The sequence below is a fragment of the Gammaproteobacteria bacterium genome (assembly GCA_011682695.1).
GTDB lineage: Bacteria > Actinomycetota > Acidimicrobiia > Spongiisociales > UBA4744 > BMS3Bbin01.
Window position 1 is genome coordinate 1 of record JAACED010000084.1, and the last position, 6306, is coordinate 6306.

9 protein-coding genes are annotated in these 6306 nt (G+C 61.9%); 6 read left to right on the forward strand and 3 right to left on the reverse strand.

The features are described 5' to 3' along the window. Both GWP04_11620 and GWP04_11625 read left to right on the forward strand, forming a co-directional pair. Nucleotides 1-621 (forward strand): exo-alpha-sialidase (locus GWP04_11620; GenBank protein NIA26201.1); only part of this gene is annotated, 621 nt, incomplete at its 5' end. Next, nucleotides 621-896: a molybdopterin synthase sulfur carrier subunit gene (locus tag GWP04_11625; GenBank protein NIA26202.1), complete on the forward strand. Its 276-nt coding sequence runs from the start codon at nucleotides 621-623 to the stop codon at nucleotides 894-896. The genes GWP04_11620 and GWP04_11625, both read left to right, overlap by 1 nt. A gap of 130 nt (nucleotides 897-1026) precedes the next feature. Here GWP04_11625 and GWP04_11630 read toward each other — a convergent pair whose 3' ends face one another. Next, entirely contained in the window at nucleotides 1027-1425 is a 399-nt protein-coding gene (locus GWP04_11630; GenBank protein ID NIA26203.1) for a DUF454 family protein, read from the reverse strand. Nucleotides 1426-1510: 85 nt separating this feature from the next. On the opposite strand from GWP04_11630, the gene nhaA reads away from it, so the two are divergent. The 3 genes from nhaA to GWP04_11645 all read left to right on the forward strand — a co-directional run bounded on the left by nhaA (nucleotide 1511) and on the right by GWP04_11645 (nucleotide 4691). Next, on the forward strand, nucleotides 1511-2884 hold the full coding sequence (gene nhaA, locus GWP04_11635) for a Na+/H+ antiporter NhaA (protein ID NIA26204.1): 1374 nt from the start codon (nucleotides 1511-1513) through the stop codon (nucleotides 2882-2884). Nucleotides 2885-3204: 320 nt separating this feature from the next. Then, entirely contained in the window at nucleotides 3205-4536 is a 1332-nt protein-coding gene (locus GWP04_11640; GenBank protein NIA26205.1) for a lysine 2,3-aminomutase, read from the forward strand. After that, a complete protein-coding gene (locus tag GWP04_11645) occupies nucleotides 4536-4691 on the forward strand; it encodes a hypothetical protein (GenBank protein ID NIA26206.1) in 156 nt (51 codons plus the stop codon). Before GWP04_11640 ends, GWP04_11645 begins: the two co-directional genes overlap by 1 nt. A gap of 62 nt (nucleotides 4692-4753) precedes the next feature. Here the strand turns inward: GWP04_11645 and GWP04_11650 are convergent, their stop codons facing one another. Both GWP04_11650 and GWP04_11655 read right to left on the reverse strand, forming a co-directional pair. After that, nucleotides 4754-5110, reverse strand: coding sequence for a hypothetical protein (locus GWP04_11650; protein NIA26207.1), 357 nt, complete (start codon nucleotides 5108-5110; stop codon nucleotides 4754-4756). A 21-nt stretch (nucleotides 5111-5131) separates the two neighbouring features. Beyond that, nucleotides 5132-5539 carry a CoA-binding protein gene (locus GWP04_11655; GenBank protein ID NIA26208.1) on the reverse strand — a complete coding sequence of 136 codons (408 nt, stop codon included), beginning with the start codon at nucleotides 5537-5539 and terminating at the stop codon, nucleotides 5132-5134. A 74-nt stretch (nucleotides 5540-5613) separates the two neighbouring features. On the opposite strand from GWP04_11655, the gene GWP04_11660 reads away from it, so the two are divergent. Further along, the coding region (locus GWP04_11660) for a hypothetical protein (GenBank protein ID NIA26209.1) at nucleotides 5614-6306 on the forward strand (693 nt) is incomplete at its 3' end.

Consider the following 6306-nt stretch of genomic DNA (forward strand, 5'->3'; position numbering starts at 1 on the left):
CACAAGATCCTCACCGATCCCGGCAATCCGGACCGAATCTGGGCCGGTATCTCCGCAGCCGGCGTCTTTCGTTCCGACGACGGCGGCGACACTTGGCTTCCCGTCAACACGGGTGTCGCCAAGACCGTCCCATCCAGGGATTTCGACGACATCGGTTCCTGTGTGCACGGACTCGCCCTCGACCCGGACGATTCGAACCTCATCTACCGCCAAGATCATCAAGGGGTGTACCGGTCATCGAATGGCGGCGACACCTGGGAACGAACGGAAACCGGACTGCCCGGCACTTTCGGGTTCCCGATGGTGATGGATCGGTCCTCGAAGACGATATTCGTCGTTCCGCTGCAGAGCGACGAGTACCGCCTCCCACCAAATGGCCGGTTCCGGGTCTACCGCTCCATCGATGGAGCAGAGACATGGCAGGTGTCTGGTACAGGACACCCCAAGGCTCCAACATTCACACCTGTGCTGCGCGGTGCGATGGACACCGACCACGAGGGAGGCGTCTACCTCGGTACTACTTCTGGTCAGTTTCGGTTCACCGTCGACGGCGGCGACTCGTGGATGACGGAGGCCTGGACGCTCCCGCGCATCCTCTGCGTGAAGGTCCTGCCGGTCTGATGGCATTCATCACGGTGCGGGTGCCATCTCTCCTGGTCCCGGTCACGGGAACCCGAAGTTTCATCGTCGAGGCGTCGACGGTGGGGGGAGCCATCGAAGCACTCCTCGATGCACAACCCGGATTGAAAGTGCATCTCTTCGATGAGCAGCGGGAACTGCGGCCGCACGTGCGTATCTTCTGGAATGACACCGACACGGCGTGGCTGGGCGACCTTGACAATCCCGTGGCCAAGGGCGACACGCTCACCATCATGCAGGCAGTCTCGGGCGGATAGTCCTCACGCGACTCGCACGAGGCGAGTGCGTCCGAATGTAGCTGCCGACGGGACCCACCGAACTAACGCTCTCGCGCGCGTCGCTTGGAGTCGCGCGATAAGGACACGGCCAACACCCTGCGACAGGCCACTACACGTCTTCGGCCTGCTTGGTCGGCAGTCGCAAGATATACGTGCTGATGGCGACCGCAAGCAGGGCGAGCCCAATACGAACGCCCGCAAGCTCGATCACCCATACGATCGAAATGGTGAACGTGACTGCGACCGCGACGATCGCGACGGTCTTGGTCCGGACACTGAACCCCCGTCCTGCCCGCCAGTCGCGGATCAACGGGCCGAACAGGCGATGACTGACGATCCACCGGTCGAAACGCTCGGAGGATCGAGCGAAGAAGAACGCCGCCAAGATGACCGGAAAAGTGGTCGGAATCAGCGGCAGCACGATACCTATGACTCCGAGGCCAAGGAAGAACACACCAAGTACGAGATAGAGGACGCGGACGAGACGGCTGGGATGTACTTCGGCCACGCTCAGACCCTATCGGACGGCGAAGGTTACCCCTACTCGAACCTCGAATATGCGCCGATCGTTGTTTTCACTAGCCTCGCTGATCATGCCAGATCGAGACCGCGTCCATCGTACGTGGCTGCATTCACAACGGCCCGTTCCGAGGATCTTCATCTCTCCTGTGCTGCGGTTCATGCAGCTCGAGGCTGCATCTGGCGTGCTCATGCTCATTGCCGCGGTCGTCGCGATCGTGTGGGCGAACTTGCCGAGCGGTGAAAGCTATGAACGATTCTGGGAGACGGCCGTCAGTCTGCATATCGGCGGGTTCGGTCTGAACGAAACGCTACGTGATTTGGTCAACGACGCTCTCATGACGATCTTCTTCTTCGTTGTCGGCCTCGAGATCAAACGTGAACTCGCCGTCGGTGAGCTGCGCGATCCGAAGGCTGCAGGTCTCCCGGTGTTTGCTGCACTCGGCGGCATGCTCTTCCCGGCAGTCATTTATCTTGCGTTCGTCCACAATCTCGGACCGGAGGCCATACGAGGGTGGGGAGTCCCGGTCGCAACCGATATCGCCTTCTCGATCGGTATTCTGGCCCTCGTCTCCAAACGTGTGCCCCTCGGCGCGAAACTGTTCCTCCTCACGCTGGCCATCGCCGACGACATCGGCGGCATCATCGTCATCGCGATCTTCTACACGACCGACCTCGCCCTGAAATACCTCATCGGCGCAATCGTGTTGTTCGCGCTGGTGAAGATCGCAGAACGCGCCGGTATCCGCTCGATGGGGTTCTACTGGGTGACCGGATTTGTCATTTGGTACTTCATGCTCGAATCGGGCGTACACCCGACGCTCACCGGTGTGTTCCTCGGACTCCTCACTCCCGCCGTCGCCATGTACACGGACAAGCAGTTCTACGAGAAAACCGACTTCGTGCTGAAGGCATACGGACCGGAAGAGGACTCACGCCATTCCCATGCTCGCGCCGACCACAGTGCCAGGGAAGTCGCAGCAATCGCATCCGAGTCAGTCCCACCACTCAACCGCCTCGAGCACGCCCTCGCACCCTGGAGTTCCTTCCTGGTGATCCCGATCTTCGCCCTCGCCAACGCAGGCGTTCGCTTCACAGGCGTCAACATCCTCGACGAACTCACCAGCAAGATCACCCTCGGGGTGGGGCTAGGGCTACTCGTCGGCAAGTTCGTCGGCGTCTCAATCTTCACCGCCATCGCCATAAGGCTCGGCATCGGCACACTGCCGAAAAACACCACCTGGCATCACATCTTCGGTGTCGCACTGCTGGCAGGCGTCGGATTCACCGTGGCCCTGTTCATCGCAACACTCGCTTTCCGACACCCAGAGTTCATCGACATGGCCAAAACGGGCATCTTCGCCGGGTCCTTCCTCGCCGGCGCCCTCGGCTACGCCTACCTACGCTTCTTCACCAAACCGATCGAAACCACCTCGAACGCCGAGTAGGGCCTTGGCAGGCAACGTTCGTGGTGTCGATGCCGAGTCAGGGGCGTCGGGTCGACACGGATCGACCCGTCCCTTGTGCTCGAGTCGAGTTGTCGGGCCGATCCGAATCGATCGCAAGACCCACACAACGAAGGTGCACCCGCTGCGGTGCGTCGAGCCGGAGAACGCCGCAAAGGTTGTCTGTCGGAGTGCCAGGCCCTCCAACCAGCCCACCATCAGCGCCTCCCCACCGACACGACACGACGGCCAAAACACCCACCGGATCACCGTCTTCGTGGATCCCACGCACAGCGAGCGCGATCGTTCGGTATGTTGTAAGTATGAGTGTCACTGAGAAAACGCATCGATTCAGAGCCTACGGAAAGGCGTCGATCGACCAGATTCCACAGCTCGAAGCGTGGACACCACAAGATCGGCACCGTCTCCGTGCGCTCGCCCAGGTCTTTCCCTTCCGCGTGAACAGGTATCAGCTCGACGAGTTGATCGATTGGAGTCGCGTCCCCGACGATCCAATCTTCCGGCTCGCGTTCCCGCAGCCGGAGATGCTCGATGCGCGAGACCTCGAACGAATCGAGCAGGCGACGAGCGACGAAGCTGTCCGCGAGTTGGTGCGAGGAATCCATCGTGCTCTCAATCCGCACCCGGCCGGTCAGCTCGACCTGAACACGGCTCTCCTCGACGGAAGTCCCCTGCCCGGCGTTCAGCACAAGTACCGCGAAACGGTGCTGTTCTTTCCCAAACGCGGCCAGACTTGTCCCGCCTACTGCACCTACTGTTTCCGATGGCCACAGTTCGTCGGAGATGAGCGAATCGCCGCGACCGACGTCGAGCCACTGATCCACTATCTCCGCGAGAACCCGGATGTCACGGACCTGCTGATCACAGGAGGAGACCCGTTCAGCATGCGGGCGCAGGTGCTGGCCCAATACATCCAACCGATCTTGGATCAGAAGCCGGGCGGACTCACTTCCATCCGCATCGGCACCAAAGTTCCTGCCACCTGGCCGTATCGTTTCATCAGCGACCGCGACGCAGACGAGTTGCTGAGGCTTCTCCGAAGCGTGGTCGACGCAGGTTTCCACCTCGCGCTGATGATCCACTACACCCACCCTCGCGAGCTCTCCACCCCGGCTGCGGAGACGGCAGTCCGCCGCCTCAGAGAGACCGGCGCCGTGCTGAGGTCACAATCCCCGATTGCACGCCACATCAACGACGACCCGGGCATTTGGGCATCCATGTGGAACCGCCAGGTCCAGCTGGGCATCGTGCCTTACTACATGTTCATCCCCCGAGACACAGGAGCCCGCACCTACTTCGAGCTCCCCCTCGCACAAGCCCACGCGATCTTCTTTGCGGCGTACCGGCAGGTCTCCGGCCTCGGTCGCACGGTGCGCGGCCCGGTCATGTCGACCACACCGGGCAAGGTCATGATCCACGGAACAACCCGCATTGGCACGCAGAAAGCGTTCTCTCTGTCGTTCCTCCAGGCAAGAGACCCCGCCTGGGTCGGAAAGCCGTTTCTCGCTCACTACGACCCACGAGCGACATGGTTCGACGAGTTGAAGCCGCTTGCCGGTTCCTTCTTCTTTGAACGATCGCCCGACGTCGAACGCCCCCATGACACCCGCCCTACGACCGAACGGAGGCCCTGATGGATGAGACGATCATCTGCGTCGACTGTGGCGGGACCGCCCACCTGGTTCTGCGTCCGCCCGAAGACGGGTTCCAACCTGGCGATATTCTCGTCTACCGATGCGAGGACTGCCTCGATCGCTGGGACATAGTCTACGAGGAGGACTTGAAGTAGTCGGTGGCCACAAGTGACGGGCGAGTCCCTCACCGTGACTCGACTTTGAAGACGGCTCTCCGTCATCCCCACCCGGTGATCGACAGGACGTGGCCGTCCGGATCCCGGAAATCGGCAGCCAGCAGTTGCCTCCCGTCCATCTCGGTCACAACGCGGGGTTCGACCCGGAACTCGACTCCCCTGTCGGCAAGTGTCCGATACACCTCGTGAACGTCGTCGACCTGCAACACGATCTCGGCGACACTCGGAATCGCGGGAAACTCGCCCGGGTACTCGTTCAGTGCGAGTGTCACCCCTCCTCCATCGAGGAACGCGAAAGCGCCGGACGCATGCAGGAGAGGTAGCTCTAGAACGTCTTGGTAAAAGTGCAGGGACCGCTCCATGTCGGACACCTGCAGGATCAGGTTCGAGATCTGCACGCGTTCTCCTTTGCGTGGACCCTACTCCGCGGACAGTCGTGGGTACTCGATCTTGGGACAGCGGTCCATGACGACGTCGAGGCCGGCGTTTCTCGCACGCGCCGCCGCTTCCTCATCGATGACGCCCAGCTGCATCCACACCGCCTTCGCCCCGATCGCTATCGCCTCGTCGACGTGCCCACCTGCGAGACCAGAACGACGGAAGATGTCGACAACCTCGATCTGGTCGGGGACCGATGCCAGATCGGCGTATGCCGTTTCGCCGAGAATCTCGTCGGCAGCAGGATTGACGGGGATGATCCGATACCCCCGCTGCTGAAGGAACGCCGCCACGCGGTGGCTCGCGCGAGTCGGTCGAGGCGAGCAACCCACGACGGCCCACGTTCGATACGTCGACAGGATGCGACATGCGATGTCTTCGTAATCCACGGTCCCTCCAACACAATGGCCCCACCCGGGGATTCCCGGCCAGTCCCCACGGCAGAACGGTAGGCTCGCTGCCAATGAAACGTCTCTTCTCGATCCTCGCTCTGCTGCTCATGACAGCAACCCCGGCACTTGCCCAGAGTGCGCCAACCTGCCCTCCATTCGAAGGGATCACCTGCGATGGATGGGTCACCGACACGGTGGGCGTGATCACCGATGACGCTCGACTGGAGGAGGCGGTCGGCCGTGTCGTCGTGGAGTACGGTCACGAGATCGCCGTCGTGGTGATCCAAGACAGCAGCCCTCGTTCCCCGAACGAGTTCGCGCAGGATCTCGGAAACGCATGGGGAGTGGGCGCCGCCGACCTCAACGACGGTGTCGTTGTGCTGATCGACCTCGACAATCGATACACGGCGATCGAAACAGGGGAGGGCCTGGATATCTCCTCTTCGCAGCTCGACTTCATCGCCGGTCTCGGGCGAAGTTTCTTCGCCGCCGGTGATTTCGACGGCGGGATCGCCGCGATCGTGGGTGGCCTCGAGCAGACGTTCGCCGGACCTGTTCCGGCCGCGCCCACCAGCTCTCGCCCCGAAGAATCCCCTTTGTCGAACGCGGGGCTGATCTTCGGAATCGTGATCCTCGGAATCGGTGCGGCGCTCGTCGGTACGGGCGCGGCCAAGACCCGCCGCGACCGGCAGTCCCTGGCACGGAAACGACGACAAGAGCGTGTCGACGGAGAACTGGCACGCCTCCGGCCTGCGGGTCATGAA

Bases quoted from the DNA above. Each gene is read 5' to 3' on its own strand.
- GWP04_11640 (NIA26205.1), top strand. From the start codon at position 3,205: ATGAGTGTCACTGAGAAAACGCATCGATTCAGAGCCTACGGAAAGGCG.
- GWP04_11625 (NIA26202.1), top strand. From the start codon at position 621: ATGGCATTCATCACGGTGCGGGTGCCATCTCTCCTGGTCCCGGTCACG.
- nhaA (NIA26204.1), top strand. From the start codon at position 1,511: ATGCCAGATCGAGACCGCGTCCATCGTACGTGGCTGCATTCACAACGG.
- GWP04_11645 (NIA26206.1), top strand. From the start codon at position 4,536: ATGGATGAGACGATCATCTGCGTCGACTGTGGCGGGACCGCCCACCTG.